Raw genomic sequence first — 20,404 nt, 5'->3', positions numbered from 1 at the left:
TCACTGTTTCCTTAGACTTGGGTTGTGGCGGTTCCGCCATATTCATGAATTGATTGAGGTGACGCTGGCGCACGTGATGCTCGCCTCTCGTCCATTTCTATGCGCTCAGGGCAAGCTTTGGTTGCCACTCTGTCACGACAGTACGGGGAGCTGCCGTCAGGTGAAATCCGTCCGAAAAGCGGGCCTCGAATGGCTCCTCGCCAAGATTGAACACGTGGTAGCTGCGCGCTCCCTCTTGTTCGAAGACCGCATAGAATGGTGCGTTGCAGCTGACGTCCTCTACCGGGCGGCCAATGGCAGCAAATGTTTCGATCCATAACCGAACGGTTGTCGGATGCAGCGACCATTCGGTCAGCGCCTTGTCGGGCAAGGGTTCCACCAGTTTTGCGGCCCTTGCGGGGTCGGTAAGCGCCTGCGCCATAGCGATCAAGCCGCCCCATCGTGGACCGGCCCGCTGCCAGTCTTCATAAATACTGTCCAGAACAGCCTGCAGGTTTGGATTGCCGGAAAGGTAGGTCGAGCTTGCCTGGATCGGCAGAAGATTGACTCCCAATGCTTCAGTTGGGCGTACATCAAACCAGGATCTGCAACTTCCACCGCTCCCCCATAACATGCCCACAAAAGGCTGGCGGAAGTTATCGGGAAAGCTGTCTTCCCAGCGATTGAACCAATAGTCGAGAGTCGCTTCGCATTCCGCGGTGTAGAGCATGATCCCCAGATCACGGACAGCTGGTTCTTCGATCAGCCCTCCAAGCAGCGCAAGCGCAGCTGCGAAATTGATGGATTCGCTTGAAGGTTCGGCATTGAGACCTTGTGAATAGGCTCCATTTCCGTTGCCCCATGAATGACCTGCATAGGAATCAAAGCAGCGGAGAAACGGAAACCTTTCGCTCTCGCGATCGAAATTGGCGACGTCGGCGGCGATTTCCAGCAAGCCATTCTTGATATCGGGTCGATTGATCCACTCACGGTCAACAAGACCGACGGCAACAGCGGCACGGAGAAAATATCCATAATAATAGACGTGGTCGTTCATCTGTTCGGCGACACCGTGCACTTGGCATGGTACAAAGAGCAACGTCGCCCATTCTGGGTCGTAATAGAATCCGATGTCGTCACCCTCTGCCAGGTACGCCTCGGTTTTGGTCTTGATTAAATCGAGGCATCTTTGCATCACGTCGTTATGGCCAAACTGTCGCGCGGTGTTGGCCATATCCGCCAATCGCACGAGCGCCTTACCTGCCCAATATCCATCATCGACAGATGCACCCTCCAGAGGGCGCTGCCACAGTGCCGCTTCGTCCAGGCTTGCAAAAGACTGATCGATTGTCGGCTGGAGCATGTCAGAAACATCGGCGTCTTCAGGCAGATAGGGAAGGAACCCCCCGCTTTTGCATGGTAACCGAAAATTCGCTGGCATTGACGAGAGTCATCGCTCCACGCGGTGAACGATAGCGACCAAGCGAGACGAGATCGCTCGTGCGGCGCCACTGGTGCGGCATAAGGGTTTGCATCAGATTGTCGGCCAACAAGCAGTGCTCATTGTGCATTGTAAAGTGCATATCAACGCGATTTTGGTCATGATCGACCGTCCAGCGAAAGGCTCCCCCGACCGGCTTTCTTGTTCCCTGGGCGATGAACTGTTCCAGCGCCGCGTCGCCATCGTCTGGAAGGAGGTGGACGGCAATCGCCAGTCCGTCCGAGACATCCTCTACAGCCATCAGTTTGGTGTCCAACACCTGTAAATGACAGTTGCTGTAGCAGATCAGATACCGCGCACCATCAACCGACGCGATAACGCTGTTGCGATCGGGCATGGCCTCAAAACTGGCGTCGTCTTCGAAGGCGATTTCCAGATCAGAACGTCCTTGAACCCAAAAGTGTACGGAGGGGCACCCCTGAATGGCGCGCATGTGGAGTTCGCCGTCACGTCCCGACCATGAAACGTCTACGGTGCGGTCCGAATAACCCTCGACACCGAAGTGCCAGTCGGACAGTTTGTCCTTGGAGCGAATGGTAAGATCATGCCGGAACGGCAGTTCAAATGTTCGATTGTCGGGACTAACCTGTGTTTCACGCGGATAGCCCACCTTCATCCCGTCTGGAACCGCCTGAAACGATAGGGGAGCAGCATACATGTACTCGCAGAATCGCTCATCGTCCGCCTGCCACAACATGGGTGTCCACCACTTGTGCGTGATTGGCAAGTCTTGCATCCGCGCCGTCGCGCGGGGCGTTGCCGGTCGCAAGCGGCCGTCGGTCTGCTGGGTCGCAGGAACCGGGCGGAGCTGATTTTCCTCGTCCTGCCAGATATAGTCCTGCACCGTATCCAGGGAGACGAGATAATTACCCGATACAGCCCGGAGCTCATTTGACTTTCCGCTTGAGAACGTCTGCTGCGCGTACAGAATCCTCAATTCCTCTGCAACAATACCCTGTTTGTCCTGAAGCGCATGATTGAGAATTTCCGCGGCATCGTTGGCATCCATCCCCTGTTGAACGCGGCGAAAAAGGTGTGCCTCCAATGTCCTGTGCTTTTCGCAGAAGTGATTGAGATTGATGTTTGCCTGACGCATGCGGTCGGCCTTGGCGTCCCGCAATCCCACATCGCCCAGGCGATGGATCTGATGGTAGTTCAGCGCGTCGTTGGTGAACTTGATGTGATAACCTTGGTTCACGAGTCCCAAGCAGAAGTCGACGTCCTCCACGCCCCATCCCTTGTACGCCTCATCGAAAAATACGGGCTCGCCCTGGTTCCGTCTGAATGACAGGTTGGCGGTCGTTCCCCACATCCAAGGCATCAATTGAGCGGATGCTGTTTGCGCGCCCGGTTGGTTGTCTATTTCGTCACCAATTACGTATCGCTTCCTGAAGGCCTCAAAATCATGAACAACGGTGTCAGCGCTGACGAGCGGCTCCCATTTATCGCCCAGCATGTAAGGCAACGCGAAGCCGGTAGAGGTCCTTATGGTTTCGAAATCGTTGGGGGTCATGGGCAGAAAATTGCGCCAAATCGTCAAGGCGCGCTTTTTCCAGCCGACACACACCGCGAGTGGATCATGTTGTAAAGCGTCGACATGCTGGGCAATGAAGTCAGGTGCCGCGATGCGATCATCATCACAGAATATGATGATGTCGCCGGTGGCTTTTTTCAGTCCGGCGTTGCGGGCCCTAGCGCGACCTTCGCATTTTTGAACACAGGCATGGATTGGAAGTTTCTTCTCATAGTGCCGAATGACGTCGCCAGTACCATCGCTCGATCCGTCGTCTACCACGATAATCTCGTCAGGCGCTCTCGTTTGGGCGAGGAATGACGACAAAGTCAGATCGAGATATTCCGCCTTGTTATGGGTCGGCACGATCACGGATATTTTCAACTTCAATCTCCTTGTATCTGAGGCAATGCGCGTGCATACATGGGGCCGTTCCTCTTGGCCGAGATGCGGTGATATCCTGACGATCATCAAAGCTGGCGTGATCACACCGACCGGCATTGACGCGATGGCGTGGGCCATTTGCACCGTTGGTTGCGAACGCTTTTTCTCGCGCCGTTACCTCAGGGTTGCCGGATGAGGGAAATCGCATTGCCTTCGTCAAAGACATCTGCCATTGCAAATCTTACGGATAATAAGTGCTTGTTTGGTAATAGAAATTATATAAAATCATTGAGATCCGAGGTCTATTCGGGGATCAGCTGTGAGAGAAACACCATCGCCTCAGCTCTATGCTCATGCGGTTCGATGCCCATGCGGTGAACCTGAAGACCACCAAAGCGTCACGCCCATCGCACCCGGTAGGATTTGGTTGCCATTACGCGGGCCAAAAACGCAGCTCACACACACAAACCAGCACGGCACAACGCAAAAATCTTGCGCGAGATCAGCATTTGCACTCGCCAATGTTCGATGGAAGACAAAATCATAAGAAAACCTGAATATAGCTTGTTTCAAAAATTACTTTAAGTTGTATGTATTTTTATATATCCCAAATGATTGCATTGATGCAAGTGAGCAGCACAAAAAAATTCGTTCTTTTGCAACAAACGTTCCCGACCTTCATCCCATGGAAAAGGCCTGACCGGACCGTTCCCTTGATCAGGTTTTCACCCGGCGTCTGTGTCTCTCCAGACCTATCCGGTCGCTCGGGCCGCATGGAAACGGTCACGGCGTCTCCCACGCCGGCACCCTTGCCTGCTGCCCTAAGCAGGGAGCCGTCGGGCATTTTCAGCAGGTAACCGGCCGGTTCGACCTCCAGAACCGAGCAGGTGAGCATATTGTTATCGCCAATGAAATTGGCAACGAAGCGGTTTTCCGGTGCCTCATAGAGCGTCACCGGGTCGGAAATCTGCTGGATGCGGCCCTCGTGAAAGATGGCGATCCGGTCGGACATTGTCAGCGCCTCCGACTGGTCGTGGGTGACGTAGACCATCGTGATGCCGAGCCGCTTCTGGATCTGCTTGATCTCGATCTGCATATGCTCGCGCGGTTGCTTGTCCAGAGCCCCGAGCGGTTCGTCCATCAAGATGAGCTTGGGATCGAATACCATGGCCCGGGCAAGGGCGACGCGCTGCTGCTGTCCACCCGATAACTGTTGCGGTTTGCGATCTGCGAGGCCGTTTAGGTGTGAGCTTTCATTAGGTTGTCCATTCGGAGCGGATCTAGGAGACTGGAGTTACCACACCTCACTATTCCGGCATGGCTCCGAATAGACAACCTAATGAAAGCTCACATCTAGCGTCCCCTCCTCCCCACACACGGTCAACAGGAAGCGTGTCATTCATCCTGGCCGAGGCAGGCCTCATGACCCGTCACGAAACCTTGCGTCAGCTGGGTGTGTCGCGACGCCGAGCGCAATGCGCGCGATATCCTGCAGATCACCTCGGCGCGCAAGGCAGATGACGGTCCATCAAAAGCGCTCCTGCAACAGAAAAATCTGGCCATCGAGATGGACCGACGCGTCAATGCGGCGCTATTGCCCATGGAACAGCATATTGGGAAACCTGTGGGTATCTGATGCCTGACACAGGCTGTGCAGCTTTCGCGTCGGCAACCACCACGTTGTTTGTTCGCAACAGGCCCTAACAAAACCCGGGACAAGGCCAAGAAGCTTCAAGCGCTACCCGTTTCGGACAAGCATGAGAGCTTAAACTTGATGTAGATGCTCATCTTAGTTTAAGGGTGGTGGCTCGTCTGGGGACCGGACCGTGCTGCCTGGGTATTTGGGGCATAACTTGAAAAAAATGAACCACGCCATCGTCTCCCGTCTGTTGATGGGAACAGCGCTGTTTGCAGCGATCATCCCGCTCGACGCTCGTGCGCAGAACGCCACGAATGGCACCGTGCTCGAGCCGATTGTCGTCCAGGGACAGGGAGGCGATAGCGCGACAGGGCCTGTGGATGGTTATGTCGCCAAAAAGACGGGCACAGGATCCAAAACCGACACGCCGGTGAAAGATATACCCCAGTCTGTTTCGGTCGTCGGACGGCAGGAAATGGACGACCGTGGTGCCGTCACCAAGATCGACGAGGTTCTTCGCTATACGCCGGGCGTCAACACCGAACCCTTTGGTGTGGATGCCGATACGGACTGGTTTTATATTCGCGGTTTTGACGCCACGCAAACAGGTGTCTTTCTCGATGGTCTCAATCTCTTCGCGTACGGCTTTGGCGGTTTCCAGATCGACGCCTACGGGTTGGAGCGCGTCGAAGTGCTCAAGGGTCCAGCATCTGTGCTGTATGGTGGCGCAAACCCCGGGGGCATCGTTCAATTGGTTAGCAAGCGACCACAGGACGAACCTATTCGCGAAACCGAAATTGGCATCAATAATTTCGGCAACGCGTTTCTCGGCTTTGATCTCGGCGATAAGGTCGATGAAGACGGTATCTGGACGTATCGCGTCACGGGTAAAGTCTCCGGCGGCGATAATTACTCCGATTACTCGGAGGACCTGCGCGGTTTCGTGATGCCGCAAATCACCTTCGAGCCGGACGCCCAGACCAGCGCGACAGTTTACGGTTACCTCTCTGCGCTGGACCAAGTGCATGTTGGTAATGGGTTCCTGCCCTACGTCGGTACGGTTGTCGATGCGCCATACGGCAAGATAGACCGTGATGCCTTTTTCGGTGAGCCCGATATCGACAACGGTCGCGTCTACCAGACAATGTTGGGATACGAGTTCAAGCACGAGCTGGAAAACGGCATAGAGTTTCGTCAGAACGCGCGCTACGGCCATCTGTATAAGCACGAAGTCGGTCCTTACCCGTTCGGATATGAGGGGTTTGGTGCTCCGTTAGCGCCTGATTATAATCTGTATCGCATCGGTTTTGAGGGCACCTCGAAGCTAGACTCCTTCAACGTCGACAATCGGTTGACCGGTGAGTTCGACACAGGTCCCGCTGATCATCAAATTCTGGCTGGCCTGGATTACAAATTCTATCGTCTGAGCAACGCTCAGAAATTCCCCGACTTCCGAACACCGACGTCGCCGATCAGCGCAAACAATCCTGTCTATGGTCTGCCCCAGTCTGAGAACATCCTTCAGACTGACGAACTGGTGACGCAACAGCAAATCGGTCTTTATGTTCAAGACCAAATCCGGTTTGGAAACGGGTGGCTGGCCACCCTCAATGGACGGTACGATTATGTTGACACCGATCTTAAAAGCGCAATTGCTACGAACCCGTCCAGGCGTTCGCACGATCAGTCGCTGAGTGGCCGTGCTGGACTTGCGTATGAGTTTGCGAACGGGCTGACGCCGTATGTGTCTGCCGCGACCTTCTTCAATCCTTTGATTGCGAGGCTCGCAGATGGACGGACTGCCGAGCCGGAGGAAGGTTATCAGTTCGAAGGTGGCATTAAATATGAGCCCGCTTTCTTCGACGGGTCATTGACCGCGTCCGTCTTCAAACTCGTGAAGCAGAAAGCCGTCGTATCCTATACCGACCTGGTGCTGGGCCCGATCAGCGGACAATATGGAGAAGTGGAATCTCAAGGCGTTGAACTGGAAGCGAAGGCCAATCTCAATGAGAATTGGAAAATGCTGGCCTCCTATTCCTACACCGATATCGAAGTGACGCGGGATGCAAATCCGAACTTCATCGGCAAGTCACCTTGGGTCGTGCCCAATCAAACGGCGTCTCTGTGGCTGGACTACGCCTTTACCAATGAAGGTCTTGAGGGCCTGAGCGCAGGCGCGGGCGTGCGGTATCAGGGCCGGTCCTTCGCGGATCAGCTAAACGAGTTCAAGGTCCCATCCGCAGCGGTGGTCGATGCAGCCATCCGATATGAGAAGAACGATTGGACCGCCTCGATCAACGTCGCCAACCTGTTCGACAAGGACTATGTCAAAGGTTGCCAGGGCGTGAGTGTTTGCGGGTATGGTGACCAGAGAACCATCACCTTCAAGCTGTCCAAGAAGTGGTAGCATAGGTTAAAACGGTGCACTTCCTGTGTTTGAGAGGTCATTGCGGCTCCTGAGGCTTTGGTATAAACATGATCATTAGTTTCATGTTTTTGGTGCTGTTGCGCCTCGCTTCCGGATATTTGGGATGGCCTTTCGACCCCGCATGGACAATGAGATCAGTGGCTTTTCCGTTATCGGAGGGCCGCGGTCGCGCGCTTGGAATGGTGTCGTCGCCGATCTGTGGGATGTCGCATGCGCGCCAAACGCCGGCGGACACTATGTCGGTAAAGATCCGCGCTTCGTCTTTATGCTGGATATGCGTGGAAACGAAGATAGCCGTTTTCTGATCGATGAACGTCAGCGTCAAACGAAAATGCTGACGGATGTCGAGCGCATTTCCTTTGTACCAGCGGATGTCGATATCTGGGCGCAATTGTCTGGTGTGCAGTTCGTTCGCCATCTCGACCTTCATTTTGACGCTGCAGCCCTGAGCAAACGACTAATGCAGGATCTCGACGGCGATGCGTTGCTCAATCCGCGTCTGATGTTTCATGATGAGCGTCTGCTGTCGTTGGCGAGCCTGATTGCCGCCGAGTGCGATAATCCCGACCCGTTGCACAATCTCTATGGCGAAAGCCTTGTTCTGGCGCTTCTTACGGATTTTCTCAAAGTTCGGCATCAGACACAGAAAAAGCGCAGCAAGTTGGCGGCATGGCAGTTAAGAGCCTCGACCGATTATATTCGCGAATATTGCTTGCGTGCCATCCGTCTGGAGGAGCTGGCCCAACTGACGCACCTGTCGCAATCGCATTTCAGTCATGCGTTCAAGGCGTCCACCGGCCTGCCGCCACATCAATGGCAGATGCAGGCCAGATTGGAGCGCGTAAAGACATTGCTTGTCGAAACAGACATGCCCTTGACGCAGATTGCAATGACGACAGGGTTTTCAGATCAAGCCCATTTTTCCCGTGTTTTTCGCAAAGTCGTCGGTGTATCGCCGTCGGTATGGCGGCGACATCGAAAATGAACGCAGAGCATCAGGTCGTTCCGGCAGGCATTGGAAGATCACGGTAAAAATATCCGGGTCATCCTGAACAGTCTTGTTCCAGCAACATCGCGCTCGCGTGGGAGCACTCAGAAAGTGCGTTGGAACGGCTTTTTTCCACGCGCGGTAGCTTTCTTGCGAAACTGAGAAAATTCGACATGGCGAATGGAACATGAACCTTAAATGACTACTTATTCATCGTATGTTCATGTTCGGATGGAGCAAACCATGTTTTTAAGCAGTGCGTATGACAGCAATAGCTTCAGTTTCGGGTTTGGCAGCAGCTGCGTTGCGCGCTGTGCGGCAATCGAGGCTGAGCTTCGCTATCTCCCGAACTATTCCGGCCGCGAAATTTCGGTTCAGTCAGAGGGGCAGTGCGTCCTCGTGACCGGTATTGTCGAGACCGAACGCGATTTTTACCGCACGCTCAACATCGCAAACGACATCGCTGGCGCCGACAAAGTGATCCTTCGCCTTAGCCTGGATCGTGGCATGCGCGCCTAATAAACATTTTTGTGGCGTCCGAAAGCAGACATGTGGTCCCCCACATCGTCTGCTTTTTTTCGTTCGGACACCACGTTTCATAGTCGCCATCCGTCGATACCAGTTGGACGCTGCGCTTGTTAACTATTTGTTATCTATACGATTAAAGTTTTAGTCAATTTTGAATGAATTGGGGCAACTGACCTTATCTTGGTGACATTATTGGGCGAGACCACAAACAGACGGGCGATAACGATGTTTCGTCCAGAAATTCAATAATCCCTTCGAGCCCACTCGCGGGACCATGGTGTGGAGTAAAGTTTATGTCGAAAGCCCTAAAATACCTGACAGCCGTTTCATTTGTTTGCCTTGCGGCGTCTTCAGCATTGTCGGCGGACCTCACGACCTCCTATGAGGCACCTCCCGCTTACAACGACGCACCAGCCAGCACATCCTGGACAGGCGCTTATGTTGGTGGTCACCTCGGTGCCGCCATGCCGCACATCAACCCCTTCAGAAACGGCAAGGGCCTGGCAGTCGGCGCACAGGCCGGTTATGATTACGATCTCGGTTCCGTCGTTGTTGGTGGCGAAGTCGAAGCGACGCATCTGGGTGACGCTGAAATGAAAGTACCCGATGGTGCCCTCAAGGAGCGCTGGCGTGCTGCTGCAAAAGCGAAAGCCGGCTACAAGGTCGAAGACAGCACACTGGTCTACGGTACCGCCGGTCTGACGGTCACCAGCCTGCGGGATGGCAATGGCGTAACCGGTCCAGACGGAATGAAGGAAGGCTATCTGCTGGGCGCGGGTGCAGAACATCGCTTCACACCCCAGGTTTCCGCAAAGGTCGAATACAACTACGTTGCAACGGATGACGTTCGCACATTTTCCAACGGTGTTGCATCCCACACAGATTTGAGCGACCACGTCGTCAAGGGCGGCGTCAACTATCGCTTCTAAGATTGTCGACAGGGCGGCGTGAGACCACGTCGCCCCGTCAAATGACGCTGCAGATGGACGGAAAATGAGATATCAGACGGACGCTGCCGACAATTGTCTCTGGGTGCCGCCGGTTGACGACGCTTTTTCAAATAGCATGAGTCCGAACGGCAAGCCGAATATGTCCTGCACCACTCCCAGAAGGCGGTCGGCGCGATCGCCTTTACAGGAATAGTAGATGGTCTGTGCGTCGCGTCTCGTGTCAACCAGCTTTGCACTGCGCAGCTTCGCCAGATGCTGGGAAAGCGCGGACTGGCTCAAGCCCACTTGCTCTGCCAAGGACCCTACTGACGTTTCTTGTTTGCTGAGAACACTCAAGATGACAAGGCGCTTCGCATTTGCGACCGCAGATAGCAGTTTCGCCGCCTGGATTGCGACTTTCTCCGTGGAAAGCAATGTAGGCATCAGTACCTCCAAGAGAAGTGCAGATGATTTCTGCCTTCGGGGTCAATAATTTCAGCTGGAAACGTAGGCGACCTTTGAATTCAGTCGTAGACGCTGCCAACCATTAAGTGACACTTTGTCATCATCGACACTTTCCTGCAATAGAGGCCGCTAGTCATTTGTAAAATATCGGGTAAGTATAAGAAAACTCTTGTCCTTCTTTTCAGTTCGCTGGGTGTGCCCGGATCGTCAAAAACACAGGAATCAACGCGTAGCGTGATGAGCGACTTCGGACTTTAACGGAAACTTCTCCGGTGAGGGGTGATCGGAGTGCCATACGATTTCCGCAAGAATCTCACATCCATCCCGCCCCTCGCCAACCGGCGCAATCAGGCGCTCCATGGTGACCGCCGAATAGTCGCGTTCTGACGTGCCGATGTCCTCACGCTCGACCGTGCTGTCGCGGGCGATATGATATCCACGTCCTTGCCAACCGCGCCCAGCGAATAGGAAAAATAGCAGCAAGCCAGACCGGTGTTCAGCCAGAGTCCGGCATCACGCTGCGTTGCTGCATTCGACGCCATGCAGCAGGCGTTTCTCCGGCAACCTGACGAAAGGTCTTGGTAAGGTGGGCCTGATCCGAGAACCCCAGCTGGGCTGCAATAGCCGCAACGCTGAGCGTGCTTTCGGCCAACAGGCTTTGAGCAACCCCGATGCGCTTTCCCAGTTGCCACTGAATGGGCGTCTTGCCGGTCGTTTGTTTAAACACGTTGGCGAACCAGCTTTCCGACAAGCCAACCGTTTCAGCCATCTCGCTGATTGTCATGCGATAATCGGCGCGTTGGTTGACGACCGCGATCAGCTTGTTCATCTGTGCCTGCGTCAACCGGGCGTTTGTGTTTTCAACATCGTCTTCGGTCATATCAAGCAGACCTGCGATGATACTGCCAACCAGACTTTCGGCGTAGATGGCATGCTTGGACGGGTTCGCCACTTCGCTGACCAGAAGACTTGCAAGGGCCTCAATGGCGCCCGCATCCTGTATCTCCACAGGTCGCTGCAACGCCGACCTCGCCACGGATTGTCCAACCGATGGCGCCAGATACCGCATGACCTTGTCTTTGTGCAGATGAATGTCGAGATGGGAGAAGCGGTGGAAGGCCGTGAACGTCGTCCACAGGGGAACACCGGCCGGGACGTATATTGCCTGTTTCATAGGGCGAAAACGCCCAGGAGCGCTACCGTCACAGTTCGTCATGTGAATATGTGACGAGACATCATTGAAGAAGATGACGATACGCGGATCGGGCGACAGATAATACCCCGATGCCCCAGCCATGCCCTCGGCATCCCAAAACACACTCACAAACCCATCAAGCGCGCGCCATTTGGCAGGCCCGACGGCCCGGATGCCGTCCGTAAAGGATGTCATGGAATGGAGATACGCCACTGCCAAAAGCCTGTTTCATACGTTCGATGAGCACATCCAGTCGGCGCTAAACGACCCGGATCATCGCGCAATTCTCGGTCACCATGAACTAATGGTTATTATGATTAGCTTTATCATGTTTTCCCAATATGGCAAGTTTCGAGCGCGTTACCAAAGAAGAGGCACATAAAACGACTGCCGCCAGCATTCCTATCGAATGACGGTGGAGAACATCGATTGTTCCTGCGGGTTTCAAACGTCAACCCACCAAACCCTGCGTACGACTATCTCGCGACCGATAGCGGCGGTCATTTTCGTTTCCAATGCCGTGTAACGGAATTGTCGCTGGCAGAGATGTGTCTGGAGCAGGAGTTTAACAGTTCAGGTCGCCCCAGGGCGACTTACCTTCGAAACTGTTCGAGAATTTTCACCCAGCTTCCCGCTTTTGGAAAATTCTGCCTGTCAGTCGGAAATAGTTGATCTTAATTATGGATTATATCAATTAATAAGGGTGTGCCATGACGAGCGATTTTATCTCCGGTTTAAACCGTCGTAGTCTTCTCAAACTCACAACAGTCGCTGGTGTCGCAGCAGGTGTCGGAATGACACTGAGAACGGGCGCACTTGCCGATGATGGGCTTTCTTTGAGGGGAAAACGTATCGGCATCAGTGCGACGGGTACCGATCACTTTTTTGACCTGCAGGCCTATAACGCCCAGATCGATGAGGTGAAGACGCTGGGAGGCGAGCCCATCGCCGTCGACGCCGGGCGAAATGATGGCAAGCTTGTTTCACAGTTGCAGACGTTGATTGCGCAAAAGCCTGACGCAATCGTGCAGTTGCTGGGCACGTTGAGCGTGATCGACCCCTGGCTGAAAAGGGCCCGGGACGCGGGCATTCCCGTGTTTACCATCGATGTCAGTTCCACCAACTCGCTGAACAACTCGACATCGGATAATTGGGGGATCGGTAAAGATCTGGCGCTGCAACTCGTCTCCGATATTGGCGGCGAAGGCAATATCGTCGTCTTTAACGGATTCTATGGCGTGACGCCCTGCGCGATCCGTTATGACCAGCTTGTCAACGTCACCAAGTATTTCCCAAAGGTCAAAATTCTTCAACCGGAACTGCGCGACGTCATACCCAACACGGTGCAGGACGCGTTTACGCAGATCACCGCCATCTTGAACAAGTATCCTGAAGAGGGCTCCATCAAGGCTATCTGGTCTGCCTGGGATATCCCGCAGTTGGGTGCAACACAGGCCCTGACTGCTGCAGGTCGGACGGAAATCAAGACCTACGGGGTGGATGGCAGCCCCGAAGTTCTGCAACTGGTCGCGGACCCCAACTCGCCAGCGGCTGCCGATGTCGCCCAGCAACCGGCTGAACTCGGCAGGATAGCGATCCGAAATGTAGCGCGTCATCTGGCGGGGCAGCCTGTTGCCCATGAGACCTATGTGCCGGCCCTGCTCGCCAACAAGGCGAATGTCGCCGAGGTCACAAAGAAGCTTGGCATCGGTTAACGGTGATCTTGCGCGATTTTTTGGGAGATCTGTCATGGCTTACGCTCTTGAAACGAACAAGGATGCGCTCGCGCCAGACGCTGCGATCATTCGCTTTGAAAATATCTGCAAGGCTTTTGGTGGCGCCCAAGCGCTCGATCATGCTTCGCTCAGCGTCAAGCCGGGGACTGTGCACGGGCTGGTCGGGCAAAACGGGGCGGGTAAGTCCACGCTCATCAAGCTGCTTGCCGGGCTCCACGCGGTCGATAGCGGGGTGATCGAAATCGATGGCAGGGCCTATGACCGGCTCTCCCCGCATCTGGTGGAACGCCTCGGCATCCATTTCATCCATCAGGATCGGCTTCTGGTGCCCAGTTTCACCGTCGGCGAAGCACTGTTTCTCGGTCGTGAGCCACGCATCGCCGGCACGCCGTTTCTCGACCGGAGATTGATGCGACGCCGGGCAGCGGAGACACTGGAACGCTATTTCGGAGTGAGATTACAGACCTCCGCCTTGATCTCCGATCTCACGGCAGCGGAAAAGCAGATTGTTCAGATCACGCGTGCGCTGATGGATAATCCCAAGGTTCTGGTCTTCGACGAGCCGACAGCAGCGCTGGTGCGACAGGAGGCCGACTTTCTCTTTGATCTCATTCGCAAGCTTCGCGCCGACGGGATCACGGTCATCTATATCTCCCACTATCTTGGTGAAATCATTGACATCTGCGACACGGTGACCGTGTTGCGTAACGGTCGCGATGTCGCAACATTGCCCGTTTCAGCGACGTCTGCCTCTCACATCGGCACGCTGATGGTGAACCGGACGATTGATGAGCTGTACCCTAAGGCCGAGGCGGTTCTTGGGGAAACACTCCTTGATGTGGAAGCGCTGGGGCTTACGGCCAAGTACCGCGATGTCAGTTTCCGTTTAAGGCGCGGCGAGGTTATCGGTTTGACCGGTTTGGTTGGATCGGGCGCGAAAGAACTGATCCGCTCGCTGTTTGGCCTTGAAAGACCGTCCGCTGGATCAATCCGGGTGCTTGGAGAAAGTGTGTCTCTGACATCGCCTGCAAAAGCCACCACACACAGGCTTGCCCTCGTGCCGGAAGATCGCAGGCGTGATGGCGTTGCGCCGGATATGACACTTGGCGAAAACATGACGCTTGCCAGCCTGGGTCGTTTTTCGGGTCTGGGCTTCTTAGACAGACGCAAAGAGCAAAAGCATGCCATTGATCTCATAGCGCGTTTGCACATCAAGGCCGATGGCGCCGATGCGCTGGTCCGCACGCTTTCGGGCGGCAACCAGCAGAAGGTTGCGCTGGCAAAATGGCTCAGCCGCCAGTCGGAAATTTATTTGCTGGATGAGCCTTCGGTGGGTGTGGATATAGCAGCCAAAGTCGAGATCTACACTCTGATCAGTGAATTGGTAGGGCGCGGCGCGGGTGTCATTGTCCTGTCTTCAGATATCGAGGAACTGCTCGGCATCACGGATCGAATCTTGGTGTTCTATCGGGGCCGCATCACACGGGAGTTCCAGTCATCCCAGACAAGCCCGCAGCACGTGCTGGCTGAGGTAACGGGCGCTTTGGAAGGGCATGGCCATGGTCGCTGATACATCCTATCCGGCAACTGTCGTGTTTGATGATCCGGATGCCGTCGTTTCGGCCAGAATTGGCCTGTCGAAGCGTTTTGAAATTCTGTTTCTGCGTGGTGGCGCACTGGCCGTTTTCGCGCTTGTGTTCGGATATTTCTCGCTGGCAACACCATTCTTTTTTTCCGTCGGAAACCTCGGCAATATTCTGTCGCAATCGGCTATCGCGGGTGTGCTTGCCATCGGGTTGACCGTTGTTTTGATCGCGGGGGGATCGAATGTCGTCAAAGGCGGTATCGATCTGTCACTTGCTGCCAATATGGGGCTGAGTGCGGCGGTCTATGCCACGCTTTTGCAGGCCGGTCATGGTGATAGTGTGGCGGCTGCTGGTGCTCTAGGCGTGGGTTTGCTGATCGGCCTGGTCAATGCTGTCGCTGTTACAGTCGCCGGGATCGCACCTCTTCTTGCGACCTTGGCGGTGATGAACATCGTTGCGGGTCTGGAACTCGTGCTCACACAGAACACGGTTATATCAGCGTCCTCGGATGTCCTGTCTGTCTTTTCCGGCTACGGTCCTCTCGACATTCCGATTCTAGCCTACATATTTGTGATCGTTACCTTTTTTGTAGCCGCAATCGTGCAATACACACCTCTTGGTTTGCGGCTTTACGCGGTGGGAGAGTTCCCCGAAGCGGCGAGGGCATCGGGCTTGAGGGTCAACCGCTTCATTGCCGGCTCGTTTCTTGCCAGTGGCTTTTGCGGCGGTATGGCGGGTATTCTGTCGGTATCGTACCTGAGCGGAAGCACGACCGGTGCAGGCGAAATGTTATTGCCGGTGGTCGTCATTGCGCTGTTGGGTTCAGTATTTTCACGACGGCTCGTGCCAACAATCCCCGGCACATTCCTGTCAGCGGTCTTCATCGGATGCCTCGTCAACGGCTTTCAGCTGCTCAACATTTCCAGCACATTGGTCAATGGTATCCAAGGGGTCCTGATCCTGCTGGTGGTGTCTGCCACAACCATTCTGCGCAGGGAGAACCGCTAAGATGGCATTTCAATCCACATCTCTTCCAAAGACGGAAACACGGGCGCGAGCCCAGTCTTCCGTCGTCGTGCGATACGCATTGCCGATCCTCCTTCTGGCGGTCTTCATCCTGTTTTCCTATGGGGCACCAGGATTTCTGACATCAGCCAATCTGACGAGCCTGCTTGTCAACAATTTCACGCTGCTGGCCATCACGGCAATCGCCATGACATTCGTGGTCGCGTCGGGTGGTATCGACCTTTCGGTTGGTACATCCATCGATTTCGCCAGCTTCTTCTTCGTGTCCCTCGTCCTGGCCGGTCAGCCTGTCTGGGTTGCCGCCTTGGGCGGGCTTTTGGGCGGCGGGCTGGTCGGCGTGTTCAATGCTATTCTGATCTCTGGAATCGGCATTTCACCGTTTCTGGCAACGCTCGGCACGCTATTTGTCGGGCGTAGTATCCAGCAGCTTGTGACCAATGGCGGAAACCCGGTCTATCTGCCGCCTGCGGCGATCCCGGATGCGTTCAAGGCTCTTGGTCATGGCAATCTTCTCGGCATTCCTGTTCCGCTTGTCATCGCCTTTGTCGTTATCGTGGGTGCATGGGCTCTCCTGTCTCAAAGCCGGTTTGGCAGGGTCGTGATCGCCTCGGGCATTCAGGCGAGTGTGGTGCGCTATTCGGGAATTCGCTGGTCGCTGCAGATTGCCATAACATACATCGTCGCAGCTCTGATTGCCGCATTGGCCGGGTTGATCGTTACCTCGACGGTCACCGTCTATATACCCTCATCCGGCAATGCATTTCTGCTCAACGCCATCGGCGCGACCTTCATTGGCACGACCCTTAATCCTCATGGCCGCCCAAATGTGGTGGGAACCGTGCTGGGTGTGCTGCTGCTGAGCATCGTTGCCAACGGCCTCCTGCTATCGGGCCTCAATTTTTACTGGCAACAGGTGGCCACCGGCGGACTGATTTTTCTCGTGCTGGTGGCCGGTGAGGCCAATCGTCGGGCCTTGGAGCGTCACTAAGCTTTTCCGCCTTCAAGAAAGCACGCCACCGACGGCTACCGCTCGGAACCATCCATGTGCCGCGATTGCCCACCAAAAAATCACCGGGTTTGTAGGCCGTCCAGGGGGCTCCATCGCTGAAGCCCCCCCTTCTTGTTTCGTCATGCCGCGTCGGCAGTTTCAACATCCAGCCGTGGCGGCTTGACGTTGAACAGCAGCCTGTCGGTGCCGGAGGTTACCTTGACCCGCGAACCGTCGGGGATTTCGCCGCTGAGGATGAGTTCGGCGAGGCGATCCTGGACGTTTTTCTGGATGACGCGCTTGAGAGGGCGCGCACCATAGGCGGGGTCGTAACCCTTGTCTGCCAGCCAGTTGCGCGCATCCTCATCGAGGTCGAGCAATATCTTGCGGTCACTGAGCAGAGCCACAAGACGATGCAGCTGGATTTCGACAATGGCACCCATTTCGTTGCGGTGCAGCCGGTGGAACAGAATGATGTCGTCGATGCGGTTGAGGAACTCCGGACGGAAATGACCGCGCACGCGTTCCATCACCAATTCCCGCACTGAACCGACGTCGTCATTGTCGCCCATCTGCGTCAGGAACTCGGAACCGAGGTTTGAGGTCATGATGATGATGGTGTTCTTGAAATCGACAGTGCGGCCTTGTCCGTCGGTCAGACGGCCGTCATCCAGCACCTGCAGCAGGACGTTGAAGACGTCCGGATGCGCCTTTTCGATCTCGTCGAACAACACGACCTGATAAGGGCGACGACGAATGGCCTCCGTCAGTGCGCCACCTTCTTCATATCCGACATAGCCCGGAGGCGCACCGATCAGTCGGGCGACGGAGTGTTTCTCCATATATTCCGACATGTCGAGGCGAACCATGGCGGTCTCGTCATCGAAGAGGAAGCGCGCCAGCGCCTTGGTCAGCTCGGTCTTGCCGACACCCGTCGGGCCGAGGAAGATGAAGGAGCCGATGGGACGGTTCGGATCCTGCAAACCGGCACGGGAGCGGCGAACCGCCTTGGACACGGCCTGAACCGCCTCGCCTTGACCAACCACCGACCTGGCAAGCTCGTCTTCCATCCGCAGCAATTTTTCACGCTGACCTTCCAGCATCCGGTCGACCGGAATGCCCGTCCAGCGAGAGATGACATGGGCGATATTATCCGCCGTCACCACTTCCTGAACCATGGATGCGGCACCGCTGCTGTCGCGTTGTTCCGCAACGGAAAGGTCCTTTTCAAGGCCCGGAATGATGCCATAGGTCAACTCGCCAGCGCGTTGGAACTGACCGCTGCGCTGGGCCGTCGCCAATTCGTTGCGGGCTTCATCCAACTGCTTCTTCAGATCTGCGGCCAGGCCGAGCTTCTGCTTTTCCGCCTGCCAGCGGGCCGTCAGCGCATCGGCCTTTTCTTCCGTGTCGGCCAGTTCATCCTCGAGCTTCTTCAACCGGTCAGCAGACGACGTGTCTGTTTCCTGCTTCAGAGCTTCCCGCTCGATCTTGAGCTGGATGATGCGGCGATCCAGTTCGTCCAGTTCTTCCGGCTTGCTGTCCACCTGCATGCGAAGACGCGAGGCGGCCTCGTCCATCAGATCGATGGCCTTGTCCGGCAGGAAGCGGTCGGTGATGTAGCGATTGGACAGCGTGGCAGACGCCACCAAAGCCGAATCCGAAATGCGGACCTTGTGGTGCTGTTCGTATTTTTCCTTCAGGCCACGCAGGATCGATATCGTATCCTCGACCGTTGGCTCGCTGACGATGACGGGCTGGAATCGACGGGCCAGCGCCGGGTCCTTTTCGACATGCTTGCGATATTCATCGAGCGTGGTGGCGCCGACGCAATGCAGCTCACCGCGCGCCAGAGCAGGCTTGAGCAGGTTGGACGCATCCATTGCACCATCCGCCTTGCCCGCGCCGACCAGCGTGTGCATTTCATCGATAAAGAGAATGATGCCACCAGCCTCGGCCTGTACTTCATTCAAGACAGCCTTCAGGCGCTCTTCGAATTCACCGCGATATTTTGCACCGGCAATCAGCGCGCCCATATCGAGCGCCATCAGCTTCTTGTCCTTGAGACTTTCCGGCACATCGCCGTTAATGATGCGCAAGGCCAGACCTTCGGCGATCGCCGTTTTACCGACGCCGGGTTCACCGATGAGCACGGGGTTGTTCTTGGTGCGACGCGACAGCACCTGCATGGTGCGACGGATCTCGTCGTCGCGACCGATCACGGGGTCAAGCCGACCGTCCTGCGCTTCTGCCGTCAGGTCGCGCGCATATTTTTTAAGCGCGTCAAAGCCCTGTTCGGCATTGGCGCCATCAGCCGTGCGGCCTTTCCGGATGTCGTTGATGACCTGATTGAGCGCCTGCGCGGTGACACCGGCCTTCTTCAACGAGGCGGATGTCGATGCGGATGTCTCGACGGACAGCGCCTGCAACAACCGCTCAACGGTGACGAAACTGTCGCCAGCCTTCTTGGAGATATCTTCGGCGGTGGAAAAAACCTTGGCAAGCGGTGCCGTCAGCGACAGGCCGCCATTGCCACCGGAAACCTTCGGCAACTTGGCAAGCGCGGCATCATTGGCCAGCCGAGCCTCCTTGGCACTGCCGCCAGCGCGCTCGATCAAGGCTGCCGCCATGCCCTGGTCATCGTCCAGAAGGACCTTCAAGACGTGTTCCGCCGCAAATTGCTGGTGGTTTTCGGCAAGCGCAAAGGACTGCGCCGATTGCAGGAAACCGCGAACACGTTCGGAATATTTTTCGATATTCATCTCATAACTCCTTTTACCGCCCTGCCCGTCTTCGGCACAGTTTGGAATGTTAGGGTTGAGGCTCCCTGAAGCGGCGAGCCCCGCTACGACAACAGGCTTTTTGGATTGGCCGTTACCGCCTTGAGTGGAAGACGTTGCTGCATGTCCCACCCTGATGGGCTTGATATGGTATGGAATTTTGCTGGTTTAAAGAGGCGGCTAATGGGGGTGTGTTGATTTTTTGGCGTGGGAGCAAGATCGCCCCCTCTGCCCTGCCGGGCATCTCCCCCGCAGGTGGGGAGATCGAATCGCGGCTAACTCTCGCTCGTCTTGAACGTTGAAGATGAGGCGGCTGCGTGCTCCCATAGCCATCCTGTCAAAAATCCCGGCCAGCCTTTTGCGCAGGCTTCGCCGTTCACGCGGCAGCATCTGCCCGTGGTGTGCTCTTTTTCTCTCGGTCCACAGCCTTATCGGCCATGGTATGTCGGACGGGGCGCTGCAAGCTGCCTCGTTGGGGTAGTCTAATATTGGCACCTTTCAGCGCCCCGTTCAGCGGTTTGTGCCCGCCAGCGATCCTCTTGCCACGGCTGGCGCATCCCGGATGGCAAAGGGCCGAAACCCTGCCGGTTCACCGGTCGGACATGTTCAAGGTCCAACCCTTCACCTCCGGGCGGCGGGTGCTTCGTTGCCGAAACATCCCGCCAGCCAGTTCGGCCGCACCTGCCCGTTCTCCCCCTTCGAGGATGCCGGGCAGATGCAGCGTTTGCCTGTGTACCGCCTC

Annotated in this window: 15 protein-coding genes and 1 pseudogene; 9 read left to right on the top strand and 7 right to left on the bottom strand. The window is 55.7% G+C overall.

The window, feature by feature from the left end:
• Positions 1–97: 97 nt before the first annotated feature.
• From EKM04_RS20500 to EKM04_RS20490, 3 genes and pseudogenes are all read right to left on the bottom strand, one after another.
• On the bottom strand, positions 98–1,342 hold the full coding sequence (locus tag EKM04_RS20500) for a glycosyl hydrolase (protein WP_183893114.1): 1,245 nt from the start codon (positions 1,340–1,342) through the stop codon (positions 98–100).
• Between the two features lie 19 nt (positions 1,343–1,361).
• On the bottom strand, positions 1,362–3,377 hold the full coding sequence (locus EKM04_RS20495; protein ID WP_183893112.1) for a glycosyltransferase family 2 protein: 2,016 nt from the start codon (positions 3,375–3,377) through the stop codon (positions 1,362–1,364).
• A 760-nt stretch (positions 3,378–4,137) separates the two neighbouring features.
• Positions 4,138–4,602 (bottom strand): annotated as a pseudogene (locus EKM04_RS20490) (ABC transporter ATP-binding protein); the annotation flags it as partial.
• A 228-nt stretch (positions 4,603–4,830) separates the two neighbouring features.
• On the opposite strand from EKM04_RS20490, the gene EKM04_RS20485 reads away from it, so the two are divergent.
• From EKM04_RS20485 to EKM04_RS20465, 5 genes are all read left to right on the top strand, one after another.
• Positions 4,831–5,013, top strand: coding sequence for a hypothetical protein (locus EKM04_RS20485; RefSeq protein ID WP_183893110.1), 183 nt, complete (start codon positions 4,831–4,833; stop codon positions 5,011–5,013).
• A gap of 226 nt (positions 5,014–5,239) precedes the next feature.
• A complete protein-coding gene (locus tag EKM04_RS20480) occupies positions 5,240–7,423 on the top strand; it encodes a TonB-dependent siderophore receptor (protein ID WP_183893751.1) in 2,184 nt (727 codons plus the stop codon).
• Positions 7,424–7,547: 124 nt separating this feature from the next.
• Positions 7,548–8,429 carry a helix-turn-helix transcriptional regulator gene (locus EKM04_RS20475; RefSeq protein ID WP_183893108.1) on the top strand — a complete coding sequence of 294 codons (882 nt, stop codon included), beginning with the start codon at positions 7,548–7,550 and terminating at the stop codon, positions 8,427–8,429.
• A gap of 246 nt (positions 8,430–8,675) precedes the next feature.
• The gene (locus EKM04_RS20470) at positions 8,676–8,951 is read left to right on the top strand and encodes a BON domain-containing protein (RefSeq protein WP_174155341.1); all 276 of its coding nucleotides are present in this window, start codon (positions 8,676–8,678) and stop codon (positions 8,949–8,951) included.
• Positions 8,952–9,253: 302 nt separating this feature from the next.
• Entirely contained in the window at positions 9,254–9,889 is a 636-nt protein-coding gene (locus EKM04_RS20465) for an outer membrane protein (RefSeq protein WP_174155342.1), read from the top strand.
• A gap of 72 nt (positions 9,890–9,961) precedes the next feature.
• Here the strand turns inward: EKM04_RS20465 and EKM04_RS20460 are convergent, their stop codons facing one another.
• The 3 genes from EKM04_RS20460 to EKM04_RS20450 all read right to left on the bottom strand — a co-directional run bounded on the left by EKM04_RS20460 (position 9,962) and on the right by EKM04_RS20450 (position 11,762).
• Positions 9,962–10,333 carry an ArsR/SmtB family transcription factor gene (locus EKM04_RS20460; RefSeq protein ID WP_183893106.1) on the bottom strand — a complete coding sequence of 124 codons (372 nt, stop codon included), beginning with the start codon at positions 10,331–10,333 and terminating at the stop codon, positions 9,962–9,964.
• Positions 10,334–10,576: 243 nt separating this feature from the next.
• Positions 10,577–10,837: a hypothetical protein gene (locus EKM04_RS20455; RefSeq protein ID WP_183893104.1), complete on the bottom strand. Its 261-nt coding sequence runs from the start codon at positions 10,835–10,837 to the stop codon at positions 10,577–10,579.
• Positions 10,838–10,850: 13 nt separating this feature from the next.
• Positions 10,851–11,762 carry a helix-turn-helix domain-containing protein gene (locus tag EKM04_RS20450; protein WP_183893749.1) on the bottom strand — a complete coding sequence of 304 codons (912 nt, stop codon included), beginning with the start codon at positions 11,760–11,762 and terminating at the stop codon, positions 10,851–10,853.
• A 497-nt stretch (positions 11,763–12,259) separates the two neighbouring features.
• Between EKM04_RS20450 and EKM04_RS20445 the strand changes: the two genes are divergently transcribed.
• Genes EKM04_RS20445 through EKM04_RS20430 form a run of 4 tightly spaced genes read left to right on the top strand, consistent with a single transcriptional unit; the run spans position 12,260 to position 16,885 of the window.
• Positions 12,260–13,264: a sugar ABC transporter substrate-binding protein gene (locus EKM04_RS20445; RefSeq protein WP_183893102.1), complete on the top strand. Its 1,005-nt coding sequence runs from the start codon at positions 12,260–12,262 to the stop codon at positions 13,262–13,264.
• Positions 13,265–13,298: 34 nt separating this feature from the next.
• Positions 13,299–14,855, top strand: a complete 1,557-nt coding sequence (locus EKM04_RS20440) for a sugar ABC transporter ATP-binding protein (protein WP_234910830.1) — start codon at positions 13,299–13,301, stop codon at positions 14,853–14,855.
• Positions 14,845–15,879: an ABC transporter permease gene (locus tag EKM04_RS20435; protein WP_183893098.1), complete on the top strand. Its 1,035-nt coding sequence runs from the start codon at positions 14,845–14,847 to the stop codon at positions 15,877–15,879. The genes EKM04_RS20440 and EKM04_RS20435 overlap by 11 nt, the downstream gene beginning before the upstream one ends.
• Position 15,880: 1 nt before the next feature.
• The gene (locus EKM04_RS20430) at positions 15,881–16,885 is read left to right on the top strand and encodes an ABC transporter permease (RefSeq protein WP_183893096.1); all 1,005 of its coding nucleotides are present in this window, start codon (positions 15,881–15,883) and stop codon (positions 16,883–16,885) included.
• Between the two features lie 140 nt (positions 16,886–17,025).
• Here the strand turns inward: EKM04_RS20430 and clpB are convergent, their stop codons facing one another.
• Positions 17,026–19,644 carry an ATP-dependent chaperone ClpB gene (gene clpB / locus EKM04_RS20425; RefSeq protein ID WP_183893094.1) on the bottom strand — a complete coding sequence of 873 codons (2,619 nt, stop codon included), beginning with the start codon at positions 19,642–19,644 and terminating at the stop codon, positions 17,026–17,028.
• Between the last annotated feature and the right edge of the window lie 760 nt (positions 19,645–20,404).

The organism is Rhizobium skierniewicense Ch11 (genome assembly GCF_023757665.1).
In the GTDB taxonomy this organism is placed as follows: domain Bacteria; phylum Pseudomonadota; class Alphaproteobacteria; order Rhizobiales; family Rhizobiaceae; genus Agrobacterium; species Agrobacterium skierniewicense.
This window is presented reverse-complemented; position numbering and strand designations above follow the sequence as displayed.